Here is a 16,910-nt window from a genome sequence, read left to right on the forward strand (position 1 = left end):
GCCGGGGTCCTCGAGCCAGGCACGATCATACTCAAACACGATTGTTTCGGCACCACGGGCGCGATTGCTCCGGGCCAGATGGGACGTGTGCGGCCGTGAAGGTCGAGATGAACTTCGAAATCAGCCATCGCGTGACGATCCCGGTGATCGCCTTGGGTGAGCGTGCTTGGGCAACTCTGCATTGGCCAGAGACTGGCCGACGCTGTCGTTACGGATGTCGGCGACTTGGCTCAGCCCATCTAGCAGGCCGAGTGCCTGGAGGACGCCTGCATAGATGCCGATGCTGACATTGGTGTCGCCGGCCTCGATCTTTTGAAGCGTTGAGCGTGAGGTGAAGGCACGTTCGGCTACTACCGCCATAGGCAGGCGGCGACGTCGACGTGCGTCGTGGATGTCTGCGCCCAGTTTGCGCAGCGCGCGCCGCACAGCGGCCGGAGCGTTGTGAGGAGTCGGAATTTGTCACCTTCGCACTACAGATTGCACTAGATATGTAGCACGAAGGTTACAATTTTTCAAGAGAGATGGTCAGAGAGAAAAGTGGTTAGAATGGGAATCGCGGGAGCGATAGCGCAAGTACGAGCCAGGCTGGCAGGCGAAGAAAGATGGCGGATCTTGAGGTGCTCAAGATCGATGCCGCCTCCGGACTGGAAGCGCGATCGGAACCACTATCGTCTGCTGATGCGGCTTTTGCCGATTGCCAAGCTGCACCCGGCCCTTAGTCGAACGGGTGCTCCTGGAAGATGCGGTGGTGTCGGTGACCGTGGACACCTCGTCGATCAGGGTCGCAACCGTGGCTGGTTTTGAGAAATCGGCGGGCGGACATTGTCGGCCATCAGGACACCAATTGAACTAGGCCATTTGGACTAGAATTTCCACTTATGGCGCGCCAACCGATCGGTTCCTCATGGATCGGGAAGCCGACCTCTACACAGCGGGCTCAATCCTCTAGAATAGTTGCTAATGACCGCTCATCAGACAATCTGATTGAAAGTTCCCCGCGAAGCAGCCATATATTTAGCTCAAATTCATTAGTGCTACGTAGGACATTGATCATGGTAGATGTGGAGCTGCAGGTCGCTCGGCAAAATGCCTCTCTTCGAGTGCAAGTCGAAGAAAGGCTCAGACAGGCTATTGCGACGGGCAAGTTCAAGCCGGGGCAAAGGCTCGTCGAGCGCGAGCTTTGCGAAATGATCGGCGTGGGTCGCACGTCCGTCCGTGAAGCGCTTCGGCAGCTTGAGGCAGAGGGATTGATCACAAGCTTCCCCCACAAGGGTCCAGTTGTCAGTATCATAACCTATGAGGAGGCCGCTCAGCTCTACACCGTCCGCGCGCTGCTCGAGGGGTTTGCTGGTCAGCAGTTCGCCGAAAATGGAACGGCGGAAGATATTGCCACTTTGCAAGATGCCGTTAGAGAATTCGAAGCGTCGGCGGAAAGCGGCGTGGGACACAGGCTCATCGCTGCCAAAAACGCCTTCTATGACTGCTTGATGGATGGCAGCAAAAACGTCTTCGTCAGGCAAATGCTAACATCGCTGCACAACCGGATCAATCTTCTGCGCATGACTTCGATGACACAACCGGGGCGCCTCAAACATAGCATTGCAGAAATCAAAGAGATTGCCGAAGCGATCCAAAATCGCAACGGACCCAGGGCTGCGGCCGCTTGTAAGCACCACATTGATATGGCTGCGAAAGTCGCACTCGAGTACCTGCGCAACAACACCTCAGGCTGATGCCATAAGATTTTCCGAAAATTGACAGATTGTCTGATGCTGGAGGTGGCCGGGTGTAATTAAATCCTTCAGGGCACGGTGCTTTTGACAACGCAACAACCTCTCTGGTGTCCATCGGACGATAAGATGGGTGCTGCTTGCACGGTCATTTTAAGTGAGGTGATTGAAGAAGCGACGGCAAAATTGGCGTCGTAGCGAGGGAGGGCCGGCCCAAGCATGAATTTTCCGATTGACAGATTGTCTGATAGGTCGTTAACTACTCCTCACTAACGGAGGTAGCTGATTGTGCTTGCCTCACATTCGGGAGCGGGACGTTGTCACCACGAAAAAATCTGCGCGTCGCCTTTATTGGTCTCGGCGCAATGGGCGGGCCGATGGCACAACATCTGTTGTCGGCTCAATTCGAAGTCACTGGCTTTGATCTATCGGCCGAGGCTAGGGAAAGGTTCGCGGCCGTCGGCGGCGTTCCGGCAGAGACGGTAGCGGAAGCATTCAATGGCGCCGATGTTGCGGTTACCATGCTTCCCAACGGCAAGATTGTTCAAGACGCGCTCTTCAAGGATGGGGCCTGGCAATCCCTGAGTGCTGACGCGCTTGTCATCGACATGAGCTCATCGGCGCCCAATGATACTCGTGAGCTCGCAGAGCGCTTGCATCAGAAGGGCTTGCGGCTGGTCGATGCTCCCGTGTCAGGCGGAGTGAAGCGAGCCGTCGAAGGCTCTCTTACTATCATGGCAGGCGGTGCTTCTGACGATATCGATCAAGCTGATCCCATCCTGTGCGCCATGGGCGGCCAGATTTTTAGGACAGGCCCGATCGGCTCAGGGCACGCCATGAAAGCCATCAACAATTTCGTATCGGGAGCCGGGGTTCTGGCAGCTATCGAAGGCGTTCTTCTTGGCCGAACGTTTGGTCTCGATCCTAGAACGATCGTCGATATTCTCAACTCGTCGTCTGGCAAGAACAACGCAACAGAAGTGAAGATGAAGCAGTTCATCCTCTCGGAGACTTTTGGCTCTGGTTTTGCTTTGGGGCTTATGGCGAAAGACATTAGGATTGCAGCGGACTTGTCGAAGGCGCTCAATCTCCAGCTGCCGACATTGGCCGGTACCGCTGATGCCTGGGATGCTGCTCGGCATGCTTTAGGCCCCGATGTCGACCATACGAAAATTGCGCAGTTCGTGAAAGATCAGGCCTGACCGCGAAAAACTACGCCAAACTGACAGTTGAAAATTGTCTGATAATCTGTCAAATATGATGAAGGGAGCGAAACCCAATGGCCACTTTGGACAGGAAAGATAAGGGGTCTAAGGCCGGCGAGCGAACAGCTCCATCGGAGCAGTTCAAGCGCGGACTTGCTACTCGTCGGCAGGTGATGGGGGACGCTTACGTTGATGCGGCCCTCGGAAAGGCGACCGACTTCACCTGGCCGATGCAGGAACTCGTCACCGAGTATTGTTGGGACAATATCTGGAACCGACCTGGCCTCGACCGTCGCGCTCGATCGATCCTCAACCTTGGAATGATAGCGGTTTTAAACCGACCGCACGAGCTCAGAGGCCACATCCGCGGCGCCATCAACAACGGTGTTACGAAACAGGAGATCCAGGAGATCTTCCTTCAGGTGGCTATCTACGTTGGTGTGCCAGCAGGCATCGACAGTTTCAGGCATGCCCAGGAAGTATTCACCGAAATGGGCATTTGAGAATGTGCTGTCCCGTGAGGGGGCATGTACAACATGCGCGGAGTTCTCAGCGCTTATCAACAAGGGAGGAGCCTAAAATGGCGATAGATCTCAAGAAATTCATAGAATTCGTGCGGGAGGATTTCGAGTTCAAGCGCGAAACTCGTTATCTTAACGGTATATTAAAATGCGATTTCCCTACCCGCAGTGTAGCGCTTCATTTCGAGGACGGTACGTTGCTAAAGGTGGAAGAGGCCGAATACGACGACGACAAGTGCACTATCGTCATACGCGGGACCGGTTCACAGTGGGAGGCGCTGCTTCAGCACAAACCCTTGCCGTTTTATCAGTGCTTGCAGTCATCAAACATCAAGCATGGCCTCTACCTTAGCAGTAACAACGAAACCTTCGCGTATCTGCCTGCTCTCAACCGCATGACCACCCTGATGCGCAATGCCCGTTCTGAAGGAGCAGCAGCATGACCAAGTTTGACCCCATTATCGGCCGTTATCTCTATCTCACCGTAGAAGGTATCGAGTACCGCGTCTATTACGAAGAAGCGGGCCAGGGGATTCCGCTTCTCGTCGGTCATACGGCAGGGTCCGACGGTCGCCAATACCGTCATATGCTTTGCGATTCCGACGTGACAAAAAATTTTCGCGTCATCGCGTTCGATCTGCCGTATCACGGCAAGTCCCTTCCCCCCTACGGCGTTCGCTGGTGGGAGAAGGAATACAACATGACCAAGAAGTTCATGATGGACTTCCAGCTCGAACTCTCAAAAGCGCTCGACCTAGACCGCCCCGTTTATTTGGGCAGCTCCATGGGCGGCCATCTCGCGATCGACCTGGCATCGAACTATCCGGACAACTTCCGCGCCACGATCTCGGTCGAAGGTGCGTTGCGCTCGGCGGCGGAGTACGTCGACGTCGGTATGGCTGGCATCCGCAGGGAGTTCGACAATCCAAACGTCAATCGCACCTCCATCGGTGCGGCGATGATGCTGAATATCTCACCGTACTCGCCAGAAGCGAATGTCCGTGAAATCCAGTGGGAATACAGCTGCGGTGGACCGGGAATCTTCGCGGGTGATCTTTATTACTACTACTACGACCACGATGTGTCGCCAGAGGAAGCCAGCAAAATCGATACGTCGAAATGTATGCTATACTTCCTCACGGGCGAATACGATCCAAACACGTCCCCGGCCGATACCAAGATTGCTGCAGACCTGGTCAAAGGCTCCAAGTTTTGGACAATGGAAAAGCTCGGACATTTTCCCGTTACTGAGGACTATAGCGAGTTCCGGAAGTATCTGTTGCCGATTCTTGAGGAGATCCAACAGTCATCAGCAGCTCGGTCTAAGGTTGCCTGATCCTTTTCTCGGGAGGAGAACTTCAATGAGGTGCATTCTGAATGTCACACTTGGGGCGCTGATCTCGGTTAGCGCCCTGGCGACAACCGCTTACGCGGATGGTGTCGATCAGCTACCGGCTACAGAAAAGAAGATCTATGAAACTGTAGATCCGCAGATTCCATTGGGGGCGAGCGCCTACAAAGACTTCAAGCCCAAAAAGGGTCCTCCGTGGAAGATCGGCTATGCAAGCAGCTACGCTGGCAACACCTGGCGAGCCGCAGCTCTCGATGCGGTCATGAGCGATCTTTTACCGCGATCAAAGGCTGCGGGCCTGGTGTCTGATGTCGTGGTCACCCAGTCGGATCTTAAAGACGCCGTTCAGATCCAGCAGATGCGTCAGATGGTGGACGAAGGCGTCGATGCAATCATCATCTGCTGCTCGAACGTCACGGCTCTTAATCAGACGATCGAATATGCCTACAAAGCCGGTGTGCCGGTGTTCTCATTTTCGGGCTACGTGACGTCGCCATACGCCATCAATGGCGCGGCCAATCACGCGCAGGGCGGTGCCGAGATGGCGACGTGGCTGGCGGAAAAAATAGGAAAGAAGGGCAATATCCTTCTCGTTTCTGGTATTCCCGGTTTCGCTTCTTCGGACAGCTTTGACAAAGCGGCTAAGGAAGCACTTGCTAAGTACCCCGACATAAAGATCGTCGGTGAAGTTGCAGGGAAGTGGACCGACCAGGTGGCCCAGGTCGAAGTTCAGAAGTTTCTTGCGACGAACCCGACGAAGATTGATGGGATCCTCACGCAGGGGGCCCAAGAGAACGGCGTTCTCAACGCAATGCTGCAGTCAGGTCGAGACATGATCCCGATTACTCTCGGGGGGGAAGCTTCCGCCGCGTGCTACTGGCGCAAGAACCCCGAGTTTGTGGACAGGAGTTTCCATATTTGGCCGCCGCGTCGCGAGATGCAACAGATGTGGGAGATCATGCTCCGCACATTGGAGGGACAAGGCCCTAAGGTTCAGTCCTTCCTTCGACCCGTCTTGCCTTACACCATCGATGAAGTCCGCGCGGCAATACCAGAAGATTGCGACTTGAACTCGACAGACTTCGTGGAGCCCAAGGCGGACGGGTGGTTTCCTGCTGCGATTGCTGCAGACTACTTCGAACGCCCGGCTGATCCCTGGAAGCCTGTGTCGAAGTGAAACTGTTCTGCCCGGTGGGTCTTGCCACCGGACAGAAGTTTCTCTTGTGGGAGGACCGCCTCGCGCGGCCGTTGGGATTAGAGGATCTCCGATGCAAAACCAAACTACGATCAAGTTGATCAATGTTGCCAAGTCTTTCGGCGAGACTAAGGCCTTAAAGAAGTGTGATTTTGAAGCCCGGGCCGGAGAAGTGCACGCCATCGTCGGAGAGAATGGAAGTGGCAAAAGCACGATGGCGAAGATCATGTCTGGAGTGTTGCACCCAGATTCCGGGAGCGTTTCGGTCCTTGGAGAAGAGATTTCGACTCCGACTGACGCCAAGCGCATCGGGCTGACAACGATCTTCCAGGAAGTGCTGGTGGCCGACGAGGCCAGTGTATTGGAAAACCTGTATGTCGGGCGCGACGGCATCTTCCGCTCGCAGGGCGGCAGTGGTCGGCGTACCGAGGCTGAGGAGATCCTGAAACGCCTCGTCGGCAAGCCCGTGGATCTCGATCAGAACGTTGGGGCATTGCCTCTGAGCGTCAAGCAATGGATAGTTATTGCGCGAGCGGTCTTGCGCAGGCCGAAGGTCCTCATCCTCGATGAATCGTCTGCGGCATTAGACCTCGATTCCACGATCCGCCTCCACGAGGAAATTGATCGTCTCCGTAGGGAAGGTGCGACCGTGCTGATCGTAACGCATCGGATCGCTGAACTTGTCCGCATCGCCGATCGAGCCACGATCCTTCGCGACGGCGTCACGATTGGTACGCTCGAGAAGCATGAAATAACTGAAGAGAACCTGCTTTCAATGATGACGCCCGCGGACCGAAACGCATACGACGCGAAGGCGTTCAAATCAAAGCAAGTAGGCGCCGCCGCGCCGGCCGTGGTAGCGGTAAGAGACCTCGTTACTCACAGCGCGGCAGCGCCCTTCGATTTCGATCTACCGAAAGGAGCGATCATCGGTGTTGCAGGACTCGACGGGCAGGGGCAGGACGCTTTCGTACGCGCCGTTGCGGGTATCATCCAGCCTTTTGGTGGTAATGTCCAAGTCTGGTCATCCAGCACCGAGAGAATGAAAAAGGTCGCATCGCTCGAAGACGCTACCAAAGCAGGAATCTCGTATATTTCCGGCGACCGCAAGCGTGAAGGTATCTTCCCTCAGCAGAGCATCTTCGAAAATCTTGCCATCGGCGTCTATCGCAAGAACCTCGGTCCTCTTGGTATAATCAATAAGGCCGGCCTCAAACCCATGTTCAAACGCGAGGTGGATCGGCTCCGGATTAAGATTGGAAGTCCGGCGAACAAGATCACCTCACTGTCGGGCGGAAATCAGCAAAAAGTTTTGATCGGCCGTGCCTTTGCAAACGAACCGTCCGTCATCGTCCTTAACGATCCCGCTCGCGGTGTCGACCTCGGAACGAAGCGCGATCTCTACCGCGAACTGCGCCTGTTCACGGAGAAGGGTGGCAGCGTGATTTATCTATCAAGCGAAATCGAAGAGTTCATCGGCTTTGCGGACCGCGTCGACGTCTTCTTTGCTGGAAGGCTTTTCCGGTCGCTAGCAGGCGAGGACATAGCGGAAGAGCCAATCTTGGCCGCAATGTTTGGAAAATCGCCAAACGCCTCCATCGAGTTCGATCTGGAAAGGACTGCATGATGTCTGGAATCGCATTCCGTCAAATCACCCAGGACCGTTCCCTCTTCGTGCCGGCCGGCCTATTCATTGTCCTTTTGGTCGCCGTTGCCCTACGCGGACACGGGCTATTCACGAACAACGGCCTCGCAGGTGCAATCCTTGTCGCCACGCCCTTGATTCTAACGGCGCTTGCCCTCACCCCCATTGTCATGGCGGGTCGTGGAGCAGTGGACCTTTCAGTTGGCCCCTTGATGGGGTTCATCAACGTTACCCTTATTACCTGGCTTGTGGGTAACGGAATTACCAACCCTATCGCAGTGATAGTATGGGCAGTCGGCCTGGGAGCGGCATTCCAGCTACTCCAGGCGCTGGTTATCATTTATGTGCGTGTCGCTCCGATAATCGTTACGCTGTCGGGTTTTCTTGTCCTCTCCGGGTTGAACCTGATGGTGATGTCCCGACCGGGTGGAGTCGCGCCCGACTGGATGCTTAGCTGGGGGGCGGGGACCGACATCATGTCACCTGTTTTGCTGTTGCTGGTTGCAGCGTATGCATTATGGCTCCTTCTCAGGGGGACGATGTTTTACCGCAACCTTCGCATGACGGGTGCGGATGAGCGCATGGCGTATACGAGCGGCGTTCGAGTGGACGCAGTCCGCATCATCGCCCACGTTGTTGGTGGAGCATTCGCTGGACTTGCCGCCCTCAGCTACACGGCGCTGATCTCCTCTGGTGATCCGACGCAGGGCAGCACCTACACCCTTCAGGCTGTTACGGCCCTGGTTCTCGGAGGTGCGAGCCTCTCCGGTGGTCGTGGTGGAGCACTTGGATCTACGCTTGGCGCGATCAACATGTTCCTCATCTCCTATCTCCTCTCCACCTTCAACTTCGGCACGGTTTCGGGGTTCGTTACCCAGATGGCATTCGGCTTAATCCTCGTCGGATCACTTCTCGTGAACGTCTTTGTCATCAGTCGCCGCGCGGTTGTGTAAGGAGCAAGATAATGGTCGCGACAGTTATGAATTCCGAAATCAAATCGGCTCAGAAGTCTAACCCGCTCAAGGCTCATCGGAGCATCGTCATTGGCTTTGTTCTTCTGGCCTCTCTCTTAGCACTCGGTGCATTGCTGGTCCCCGGCTTCGTATCATCCCAAAACGCGCGTTCAATCCTTCTTCTCGCAGCGTTTCTGGGGCTTGCCTCCATTGGCCAGACCCTGTGCGCTCTGGTCGGTGCGCTCGATCTTTCGATACCATATATTATTGGAGGCGCGAACATCCTCCTTCCCAGCCTTATGGTCGCAGGTATTCCCGCTCCCCTCGCGATGCTGGTTGTCATGCTCCTCGGTGCGCTTGTCGGGGCCGCCAATGGCGCCCTGAGCTTCCGTCTCCAAGGGCAAGCGCTGATCATGTCGCTCGGAGTTGGCTTCGCGGCCGTCGGTGCGGTCCAGATCTACACCTCACTCGGCTCGGCGTTTGGTGGTACAGTGTTTGCTCCGGTACCCGAATGGCTGAGGAACATTTCGGCGTTCAACGGAAAGTTTTTCGGCCTGTCGCTGCCTCCGGTCATCGTGATCTGGGCTATCGTCGCCATCGCGCTTGGATGGTTCATGTACAACACCTGGTTTGGCCGCAGCATTTACGCCGTCGGCGGAAGCCGGACGGCGGCCGCCCGCCTCGGAATCTCCGAATTCAAGGTCTGGACCGTCATCCATAGCGTCAGCGGTGCCATGTCTGCAATCACGGGCATGCTGCTACTAGGGTTTTCCGGTGGTGGCTTCGTCGGCGTGGGCGACCCTTATCTTTTCACCACCGTAGCAGCGGTGGTGATTGGAGGGACGTCGCTTCTTGGTGGGGCGGGCGGCTATGGCGCGACAGTGCTCGGTGTTCTTGTCCTGACTGTACTGACCTCGCTTCTAGTTGGCCTCGGACTGAACTTTCCGGCGCAGCAGGCTGTCGTCGGTCTGCTCATCGTTCCGATGGTCGCGATATACGCACGGTCACCACACATTCGAAATCAGATATGATCAATGCATAGAAAGGAAGATCCATGGCAATCTCCAGCACCCTGCTAGGCCGTTTAAAGGACCAGACTCTCGTTCGCGAGCAGATGCTGGTTGGAGGAAAGTGGTCGAGCGAAGGGGTAAACGGCACACGCATCAACGTGCTAAACCCCTCCACGATGGACGTCCTTGCCTCTTTGCCTAGCGCTGGCCTTGCTGAAGTGCGAGCCTCTATCGATGCTGCAAAGGCTGCACAGAAGAAGTGGGCTAAGGTTTCGGCGAAGGAACGCTCGCTGATCATGCGGAAGTTCTACGAAGAGGTGGTAGCTAACGCTGAAGACCTGGCCGTAATTCTGACATCGGAAATGGGCAAGCCACTGGCGGAAGCGCGTGGCGAGATTGCTTACGGCGCTTCCTACATCGAATGGTTCGGTGAGGAAGCCAAGCGTGTCTATGGTGACACCATTCCAGGTCACCAGGCCGACAAGCGACTGCTTGTCATCAAGCAGCCGGTTGGCGTTGTGGCCGCCATCGCTCCTTGGAACTTTCCGTCGGCGATGGTGTGCCGCAAGATCGCGCCGGCGCTCGCGTCCGGCTGCGCGATCGTATTCAAGCCTGCTGCCGAGACTCCGTTATCGGCGCTTGCATTGGCGATCCTCGCGGAGCGTGCCGGAATACCCGATGGCTTGTTCAGCGTCCTCCCGACGGATAATGCAAGAATGTTTGGCGAGGAGGTCTGCTCCAACCCGGTCGTCAAGAAACTGACCTTCACCGGTTCGACCGAAGTTGGCCGTATCTTGATGGCGCAAGGCGCCCAGAAGATCATGAAGCTGAGCCTGGAACTCGGCGGCAATGCGCCGTTTATCGTTTTCGACGATGCAGATCTCGACCAGGCGGTCGAGGGGGCTATGCTTTCTAAGTTTCGTAACGCGGGTCAAACCTGCGTGTGCGCGAACCGTATTTACGTACAGAGCGGGATCCATGACAGGTTCGTCGAGAAGCTGGCAATGCGCGTGAGTGCCTTGCAGGTTCTTGACGGGTTTGAGAGCGGGGCGACGATCGGCCCGTTGATCAACGATGAAGCGGTAGCAAAGCTCTATGGTCATATCGATGACGCTGTGACCAAGGGTGCGACTGTCGTGGTTGGTGGTGACCGCGATGCTCGCGGAGGCACGTTCGTCCAACCAACGCTTCTCTCGGGTGCCACAAAGGATATGAAGGTTGCGCGTGAGGAAACCTTCGCGCCTCTGGCTCCGGTGTTCAAGTTCGATACTGTCGAGGAAGTCATCGAACTCGCGAACGATACGGAATTCGGCTTGGCAGCCTACTTTTTCGCCAACGACCTCAGGAACGTTTGGAAGGTCACAGAGGCGCTGGAATACGGCATGGTTGGCGTGAACACGGGTCTGATTTCCACCGAATTAGCGCCATTCGGCGGCGTCAAGCAATCCGGCTTCGGCCGAGAGGGCTCAAAGTACGGAATGGATGACTTCTTATCCATGAAATACGTCTGCATGGGCGGGATCGGCGCATAGCGATCGCCCAAGGGTCGCTCGCCGACTGAACTTAAAGGGGGAGAGGTCTGTTGAATAGAGGCAGGACAGCAACATCCTCTCCGCCGGTTGCGAGGTCTCAAAAGGCTGGACTTTTCTAGAGGTTTCGCGGGAGCTGTCCTACGGATCTTCCCTTCCGACCCCTTCTGGGGCCGGCCTTGCAGACGAGATTTCTGCCTGTCTTTTCGATTGTCGATCCTTCCGCCAATGCCCTACAAGGTAAGTCTTTCCCAGATAGCTTGTAGCCTTCGAAGAGGTAACACGACATGAACGAGCTGTTGCACCGTGGCGTTGTCGTTTCAACGTATCGGAGTCCTGAGCAGGAGCATGATCACCACCCGATCGATGCACGCGTTCGTCCTGAAATCGATCAGGCCGACGATGCTGCACGTGCCAGCGTGGAGGGTCAAGCGAAAGCCATTCGCGTCAACCAGCGACGCGTCAAGGTGTAGTTGTCGGCGGCCGCACCCTCAGTGTCGGTTTGACGTAGCCGCCGATCTTCGCCGGCGCCAGGCCTTTATGGTAGATCCGGATGCGTCCGGGTCATCCAGACGTCAAACGCGTAATGCAGGAAGAGATTCGATAGGATCGGGCTGACCACGCCCCCTTGCGGGGTACCACGCATCCGCTCAATGACTTCTCCGTTCTTTTCCATAGGCGCGGTCAACCATCTTTCGATGTAGAGCAGAGCCCAGTTGCATTTAACGTCTTTTCTGACCGTCTTCAGCAAGAGATCATGCGGAAGATTGTCGAACAGCTTTGATGTCGGATTCCGGATCAATCATCTGCTTGACCACCATCTGCGCGATCCGATCACTGACCGCCGGTTCCAGATCTTGTAGAGATTTCTCGCAAGGTCTTTGTCAAACATCTCCAGGGTCTCACCGTCCACCCGGCTGCACCACGGTTGGCTTTGACCGCTTTGTAAGCTTCGTACACTTGCCGCTTCTCAATCCGAAACGGCTTGTCTGTCGTACCTATCGAAGTCATCCTGTTTCCAGTTGTTCCAAACAATACGACCACCTGATCCGATCCCTTTGCTCCTGCCCCATTACAGGGCCCTCAACGCTCATACGGATCGGTCCGCCCCAGTCTCCTGCATCGGTACTCTCGCCTTACGGTTTCTCCGCTTGGGCTTCTCCCTTGGCATCAGGAGCCTGGTTCCTGCAGTTCCGGGTGAAAGCCTGTGTCCAACTCACGCCCCCTCTACGCCGGTCGCCGCCCGCCCAATCATCAGGCACCCGGCGGACTTGTCCCAGGATGACGAAACAGTCCTGGTTTCGACGACGCTTATATTCATAACGGCGCGTCTTCGGAGGGTTCACTTTCGTTCGTCTTCGGACACGCACCTGCTCGGATCTCGTCCGAACTTTTCATCCGGCGCTCACCACCACGGCTCTTTACCGCAGCAGCTCGGACTGGTTTGAGACCCGCTCCTGAAAGCCGATCCCGGAGGGCCATCCTCCATCATTCACGCAGCTTCACGTTACGGGGTTAGCTCACACTGAACTCCTTCCGTGCCTCTGCAGCACACTTTCGTCGATGAAGATCAGTTTCTCCGGATCGAGGTCCAATTGACCATCGAACCAGGCGCGCCGGCGCTTCAGGACGTCCGGTCGGTCCTGCTCCAGTGCGTGTGCGGTCTTTTTTAAAGGTCCACCCACGGCTTCGAAGCCAAGCGCCAAGTGCGCTGCGGCTGATCTTCACCTGCCGCTCGACGGACAAGCGCTCAACCATCTCATCGAGCGTCACATCCCTACGCTCGTTGATCAACGCGACAACGAATTCCTCGTGTGCATCCACTGCCGAAGGTCGTCTCCAGCCCTGTGGCCGAGCAGTCAGCTCACCCTCTTTCGCTCTTGCAATCCAGCGGATCGCCGTCGAAATCCCAACTCCGAAACGAGCCGCAGCCTGTCGAGCCGACATGCCCGCCGCAGACGCTTTCAAAACCCGTATTCGAAGATCATCGCTCAGGGCCTGTCCCATCATCCACCTCTTCTCTGTGGAGTTGAATCAGCTTCGATGGACGCCGTCACATCACAATCGATTCATCGATCGCAGGACTTGCTCTAGAGCGGATCATTTCTTATCGGAATCGGTGCGGGATTCCCAAATCAGCAGATTTGTGATTCATGATGGATGCTGGAATGGAGGCCAGCATCCATGACGCGACCCTATTCGAATGATCTTCGCGAGCGAGTCATTGCAGCGGTTGTGGACGGTCAGAGCTGCCGGGTGGTGGCGGAGCGGTTCAACATAGCTATCTCATCCGTGGTGAAGTGGTCGCAGCGTTATCGGGCCACCGGTAGTGTGTCGCCCGGTAAGATGGGCGGCCATCGCCGACGTGTGCTGGAGCCGCACCGCGCCTTCATTGTCGAGCAGATCGAGCAGACATCACATCTGACGCTACATCGGCTGAAGGATGAGTTAGCCGCCCGCGGTGTGAGCGTCTCCCACAATGCCATCTGGCAATTCATGCGCCGCGAGGGCTTGAGCTTTAAAAAAAACGCTGTTCGCCCTTGAGCAGGGCCGCGCCGACATTGCCCGCCGCAGAGCTCGCTGGAAAGCCTGGCAAGACCGCTTCGATCCGAAGCGGCTCGTCTTTATTGACGAGACCTGGATCCGCACCAACATGGCGCCGTTACGCGGCTGGGGGCCGAGGGGCAAAAGATTACGCGGCTTTGCCCCGCATGGCCGCTGGCGCACCCTCACCTTCCTCGGCGCCCTACGCTGCGACAAGCTCACTGCACCCTGCGTCTTCGACGGTCCCATCAATGGCGAATGCTTTCACGCCTATGTCCGCCAGCAGTTGATCCCGACCCTCAAACCTGGCGACATCGTCATCCTCGATAATCTCGGCTCTCACAAAGCCAAGGCCATCCGCGATGCCATCAGGGCCGTCGGCGCCAGGCTCTGGTTCCTGCCGAAATATTCCCCCGACCTTAACCCGATCGAGCAGGCCTTCGCCAAGATCAAGCACTGGATGCGCCAGGCCCAAAAGCGAACCATCGAGGAAACCTGGCGCTATCTGGGCATACTCGCCGACACTATCAAGCCAGAGGAATGCGCCAACTACTTCTCAAATGCTGGCTACGCTTCCGTCAAAACATGAAAGGCTCTAGGTCGCTCGTGGCGGGGCGAAACTCGGTTGCTGAAAACGATGATGCTCTTCGAACGGCGCCAAATAAAATTTTGCCGGCTGCATCCTCCTTGTAAGCGCGGACGATCCATTGGACGCCTGACTATCCTTAAAACGTCGTCTTTTTGCATTCGAGACGGGCAGGAAAGGCTTCATTAACCAACGCAACCAATAGGTATTCTCAGCTATGTCACAGACCCACAAGATTGATCTGCCGTTCGAATGAATGAAACGGCAATTGGAAGATTTGAGTAGACAAGTCGATCGTCCACCTCACCTAAAAGGTTTGCCTTTATGCCCAAGTCCATTAGACTCGCTTTATCTTTGATATTTGTTCTGCTCTCTCTTCTCGCGGCGGGCCAGGGCATCGTGAGTATCGTCAAGCTGCTGTCCATTAGGAGCAATATATCCGAAGTTGCCAGCAACTGGCTGCCATCGATCGATGTGATAAATCGGATCAATACGATCACCGCGGACTACCGCATCCTGCAGTTCAGGCTGGTGACAAACTCATCAGATTCGACGAGCCTTGCGCATAATATCACCACCTTCCGCCAGAAGATGGAGGATCTCGCGAATGCCCGTGGTGAATATGAGCCGATGGTGACATCCGGCGAGGAGCGTCAGGCCTATGACGCGTTCTCCGCTTTGTGGACGCAATATCAGGAGGATGGCGAGCGGATTGTTAAACTAATGCAGGCAGGCAAGAAGGATGAAGCATTTGCTCTTCTAACGAGTGACGCCACGACGAAACTGTATAATGATAGCGGAGCGCTCCTTGACCAGGATGTCGCAGTTAACAAGCGTGGTGGAGTCGCGGCCGTCGGAAACACGATGGGCGCCGTTTCATCGACGGTTTTGGTCACCATTCTTGCCATGGCGCTGGCAACTACGACGGGCATTATAGCCCTGCTTTACTGCATCCGGAAGATTACCGATCCGATCTCGCGGTTGACTACCACGATGGGCGTACTGGCAGATGGTAATCTCGACACTGAGGTTCCTTTCGCAATGCGCGCCGACGAAATCGGCAAGATGTCGAGAGCCGTTGAGGTATTCAAGCAAAACAGCATCAAGGCCCGCGATCTGAACGCGCAGGAGGCCGCGTTGCAGGCCAAGAGCGCCGACTTGCAGTCGAGCATTGCCGAGGTGGTGTCAGCCGCCGTAGCCGGTGACTTCACCCATCGCATCACCAAGAAATACGGCGATGCGGCTCTCGACCGTTTTGCAGGAAGCGTCAACGAGCTGGTCACCTCTGTTGACCGGGGCATCGCCGAAACTCGCCGAGTTATCTCAGCGCTTGCCGATGGGGATCTGACGGAAAACATGTGCGGCGAGTTTCAGGGAGCCTTTGGTGAACTGAAGAGTAATGTCAACGCCACCATGGCAGCCCTTCGATCCGTATTAGGCGAGGTTCGCTCCGCCGTCGACACGATCAACGGCGGAGCCGGCGAGATGCGCATCGCCTCAGGCGACCTTTCAAAGCGCACGGAACAGCAAGCCGCGGCCCTGGAGGAGACCTCTTCGGCGCTTGAGGAAATCACGGTGGCGGTAAAAAGCTCGACAGAAAGAGCCACGGAAGCCAGCCATATGGTCGATGAGGCACGCAGAAGCACCGAGCAGTCGAGCGCGGTTGTCAAAGACGCGGTCGCCGCCATGGGCCGCATCGAGCAGGCCTCGGATGAAATCGGCCAGATCATTAACGTCATTGACGAGATCGCCTTCCAGACCAATCTTTTGGCCCTTAACGCCGGCGTCGAGGCGGCGCGTGCGGGTGACGCTGGAAAGGGTTTCGCCGTTGTGGCTCAGGAGGTGCGTGAACTGGCACAGCGCTCCGCCACTGCCGCCAAGGATATCAAGGCGCTGATCAACCGGTCCGGCGACGAGGTCAAAACTGGGGTCAGGCTGGTAACGGCCACAGGCGATGCCCTTGGTCTAATCCGAGGCCACGTGATCAAGGTGAACGAGCACGTTCATACGATCTCGACGGCGGCACGAGAGCAATCGACCGGGCTGGCGGAAGTCAGCACTGCGGTCAACCAGATGGATCAGACGACCCAGCAGAATGCGGCGATGGTGGAAGAATCGACGGCGGCCACCAACCGGTTGGCGGATGAGGCTTCCAATCTGGCGCGGCTTATTGCGCGCTTCAGGCTCGACGGTTCGACTGTTGTACGGCGTGTTGCCCACCAGAACGGTAAGCCGGCCGCCTCGCCAGCGCGTGCCCTCTCCCAGAAGCTTGCCGGCGCCTTCGGCGGACGTACTACAGCCGCTGTCGCGACTAAGGAATGGGAAGAGTTTTAATGAATCATGTCATAATTCACCGCAGGATATTATCGGTTTCCATCTGGCAGCCAGCAGTTCTGCATGAAGACGACGTTGATCCCGGAAATCCGGGGGTTAGCAGAGGCGACGCCGCTGCCCCTAACGCATGTTCTCGGTTCAGGGATCTGCCGGTTCTGTCATTCCGGTGATAGAGCTTGCTGCCGAGATAACCAATCCCATCGGTCTAGCCACAGCGCCATTGTCGTCGTTGAGGTAGCAGATGGTATCATCGGCCCGGTCGTCGATCAGGTCTCTGGCATTCTATCGATCAACGGCGATCGGATCC

14 protein-coding genes and 2 pseudogenes are annotated in these 16,910 nt (G+C 56.4%); 13 read left to right on the forward strand and 3 right to left on the reverse strand.

The genetic code is table 11. The annotated features are described in order from the left end of the window. Positions 1-120: 120 nt before the first annotated feature. Positions 121-456: a helix-turn-helix domain-containing protein gene (locus tag RHE_RS29835; protein WP_026188835.1), complete on the reverse strand. Its 336-nt coding sequence runs from the start codon at positions 454-456 to the stop codon at positions 121-123. Positions 457-1,052: 596 nt separating this feature from the next. On the opposite strand from RHE_RS29835, the gene RHE_RS29840 reads away from it, so the two are divergent. The 11 genes from RHE_RS29840 (at position 1,053) to RHE_RS29890 (ending at position 11,612) form a co-directional block, all read left to right on the forward strand. Then, entirely contained in the window at positions 1,053-1,733 is a 681-nt protein-coding gene (locus tag RHE_RS29840) for a GntR family transcriptional regulator (protein ID WP_004668612.1), read from the forward strand. 314 nt (positions 1,734-2,047) lie between these two features. Then, positions 2,048-2,932 carry an NAD(P)-dependent oxidoreductase gene (locus RHE_RS29845; protein ID WP_011053340.1) on the forward strand — a complete coding sequence of 295 codons (885 nt, stop codon included), beginning with the start codon at positions 2,048-2,050 and terminating at the stop codon, positions 2,930-2,932. Positions 2,933-3,009: 77 nt separating this feature from the next. Then, positions 3,010-3,438, forward strand: a complete 429-nt coding sequence (locus tag RHE_RS29850; protein WP_004668619.1) for a carboxymuconolactone decarboxylase family protein — start codon at positions 3,010-3,012, stop codon at positions 3,436-3,438. A 77-nt stretch (positions 3,439-3,515) separates the two neighbouring features. After that, a complete protein-coding gene (locus RHE_RS29855) occupies positions 3,516-3,899 on the forward strand; it encodes a hypothetical protein (RefSeq protein ID WP_004668622.1) in 384 nt (127 codons plus the stop codon). Further along, positions 3,896-4,792 (forward strand): alpha/beta fold hydrolase, encoded by an 897-nt coding sequence (locus RHE_RS29860; RefSeq protein ID WP_004668623.1) that lies wholly within the window; start codon positions 3,896-3,898, stop codon positions 4,790-4,792. The genes RHE_RS29855 and RHE_RS29860 overlap by 4 nt, the downstream gene beginning before the upstream one ends. 25 nt (positions 4,793-4,817) lie before the next feature. Beyond that, positions 4,818-5,984, forward strand: a complete 1,167-nt coding sequence (locus RHE_RS29865) for an ABC transporter substrate-binding protein (RefSeq protein ID WP_008534334.1) — start codon at positions 4,818-4,820, stop codon at positions 5,982-5,984. Between the two features lie 91 nt (positions 5,985-6,075). Continuing rightward, on the forward strand, positions 6,076-7,629 hold the full coding sequence (locus tag RHE_RS29870) for a sugar ABC transporter ATP-binding protein (RefSeq protein ID WP_011053341.1): 1,554 nt from the start codon (positions 6,076-6,078) through the stop codon (positions 7,627-7,629). Then, complete coding sequence (locus RHE_RS29875) at positions 7,626-8,600, forward strand: ABC transporter permease (RefSeq protein WP_008534336.1); 975 nt, start codon at positions 7,626-7,628, stop codon at positions 8,598-8,600. Before RHE_RS29870 ends, RHE_RS29875 begins: the two co-directional genes overlap by 4 nt. An 11-nt stretch (positions 8,601-8,611) precedes the next feature. Further along, entirely contained in the window at positions 8,612-9,631 is a 1,020-nt protein-coding gene (locus RHE_RS29880; protein WP_004668632.1) for an ABC transporter permease, read from the forward strand. Between the two features lie 23 nt (positions 9,632-9,654). Continuing rightward, positions 9,655-11,142, forward strand: a complete 1,488-nt coding sequence (locus tag RHE_RS29885) for an NAD-dependent succinate-semialdehyde dehydrogenase (protein WP_008534338.1) — start codon at positions 9,655-9,657, stop codon at positions 11,140-11,142. A 284-nt stretch (positions 11,143-11,426) separates the two neighbouring features. Further along, on the forward strand, positions 11,427-11,612 hold the full coding sequence (locus RHE_RS29890) for a hypothetical protein (RefSeq protein WP_004668636.1): 186 nt from the start codon (positions 11,427-11,429) through the stop codon (positions 11,610-11,612). A 68-nt stretch (positions 11,613-11,680) separates the two neighbouring features. Here RHE_RS29890 and RHE_RS35030 read toward each other — a convergent pair. Both RHE_RS35030 and RHE_RS32545 read right to left on the reverse strand, forming a co-directional pair. Further along, a pseudogene (locus tag RHE_RS35030) lies at positions 11,681-12,150 on the reverse strand (reverse transcriptase domain-containing protein); the annotation flags it as partial. Positions 12,151-12,686: 536 nt separating this feature from the next. Beyond that, a pseudogene (locus RHE_RS32545) lies at positions 12,687-13,146 on the reverse strand (helix-turn-helix domain-containing protein); the annotation flags it as partial. Positions 13,147-13,323: 177 nt separating this feature from the next. Between RHE_RS32545 and RHE_RS33080 the strand changes: the two are divergent. Then, positions 13,324-14,272 (forward strand): IS630-like element ISRel6 family transposase gene (locus RHE_RS33080; protein WP_076612137.1). Its coding sequence is split into 2 segments (ribosomal slippage): positions 13,324-13,659 and positions 13,661-14,272, totalling 948 coding nucleotides; the frame shifts between segments, so codons are not numbered across the junction. Positions 14,273-14,593: 321 nt separating this feature from the next. Continuing rightward, on the forward strand, positions 14,594-16,603 hold the full coding sequence (locus RHE_RS29915; protein ID WP_011053346.1) for a HAMP domain-containing methyl-accepting chemotaxis protein: 2,010 nt from the start codon (positions 14,594-14,596) through the stop codon (positions 16,601-16,603). The last annotated feature ends 307 nt before the right edge of the window (positions 16,604-16,910 follow it).

The organism is Rhizobium etli CFN 42, assembly GCF_000092045.1.
GTDB lineage: Bacteria > Pseudomonadota > Alphaproteobacteria > Rhizobiales > Rhizobiaceae > Rhizobium > Rhizobium etli.

Bases quoted from the DNA above. Each gene is read 5' to 3' on its own strand.
- RHE_RS29840 (WP_004668612.1), top strand. From the start codon at position 1,053: ATGGTAGATGTGGAGCTGCAGGTCGCTCGGCAAAATGCCTCTCTTCGA.
- RHE_RS29850 (WP_004668619.1), top strand. From the start codon at position 3,010: ATGGCCACTTTGGACAGGAAAGATAAGGGGTCTAAGGCCGGCGAGCGA.
- RHE_RS29855 (WP_004668622.1), top strand. From the start codon at position 3,516: ATGGCGATAGATCTCAAGAAATTCATAGAATTCGTGCGGGAGGATTTC.
- RHE_RS29860 (WP_004668623.1), top strand. From the start codon at position 3,896: ATGACCAAGTTTGACCCCATTATCGGCCGTTATCTCTATCTCACCGTA.
- RHE_RS29865 (WP_008534334.1), top strand. From the start codon at position 4,818: ATGAGGTGCATTCTGAATGTCACACTTGGGGCGCTGATCTCGGTTAGC.
- RHE_RS29870 (WP_011053341.1), top strand. From the start codon at position 6,076: ATGCAAAACCAAACTACGATCAAGTTGATCAATGTTGCCAAGTCTTTC.
- RHE_RS29875 (WP_008534336.1), top strand. From the start codon at position 7,626: ATGATGTCTGGAATCGCATTCCGTCAAATCACCCAGGACCGTTCCCTC.
- RHE_RS29880 (WP_004668632.1), top strand. From the start codon at position 8,612: ATGGTCGCGACAGTTATGAATTCCGAAATCAAATCGGCTCAGAAGTCT.
- RHE_RS29885 (WP_008534338.1), top strand. From the start codon at position 9,655: ATGGCAATCTCCAGCACCCTGCTAGGCCGTTTAAAGGACCAGACTCTC.
- RHE_RS29890 (WP_004668636.1), top strand. From the start codon at position 11,427: ATGAACGAGCTGTTGCACCGTGGCGTTGTCGTTTCAACGTATCGGAGT.
- RHE_RS29915 (WP_011053346.1), top strand. From the start codon at position 14,594: ATGCCCAAGTCCATTAGACTCGCTTTATCTTTGATATTTGTTCTGCTC.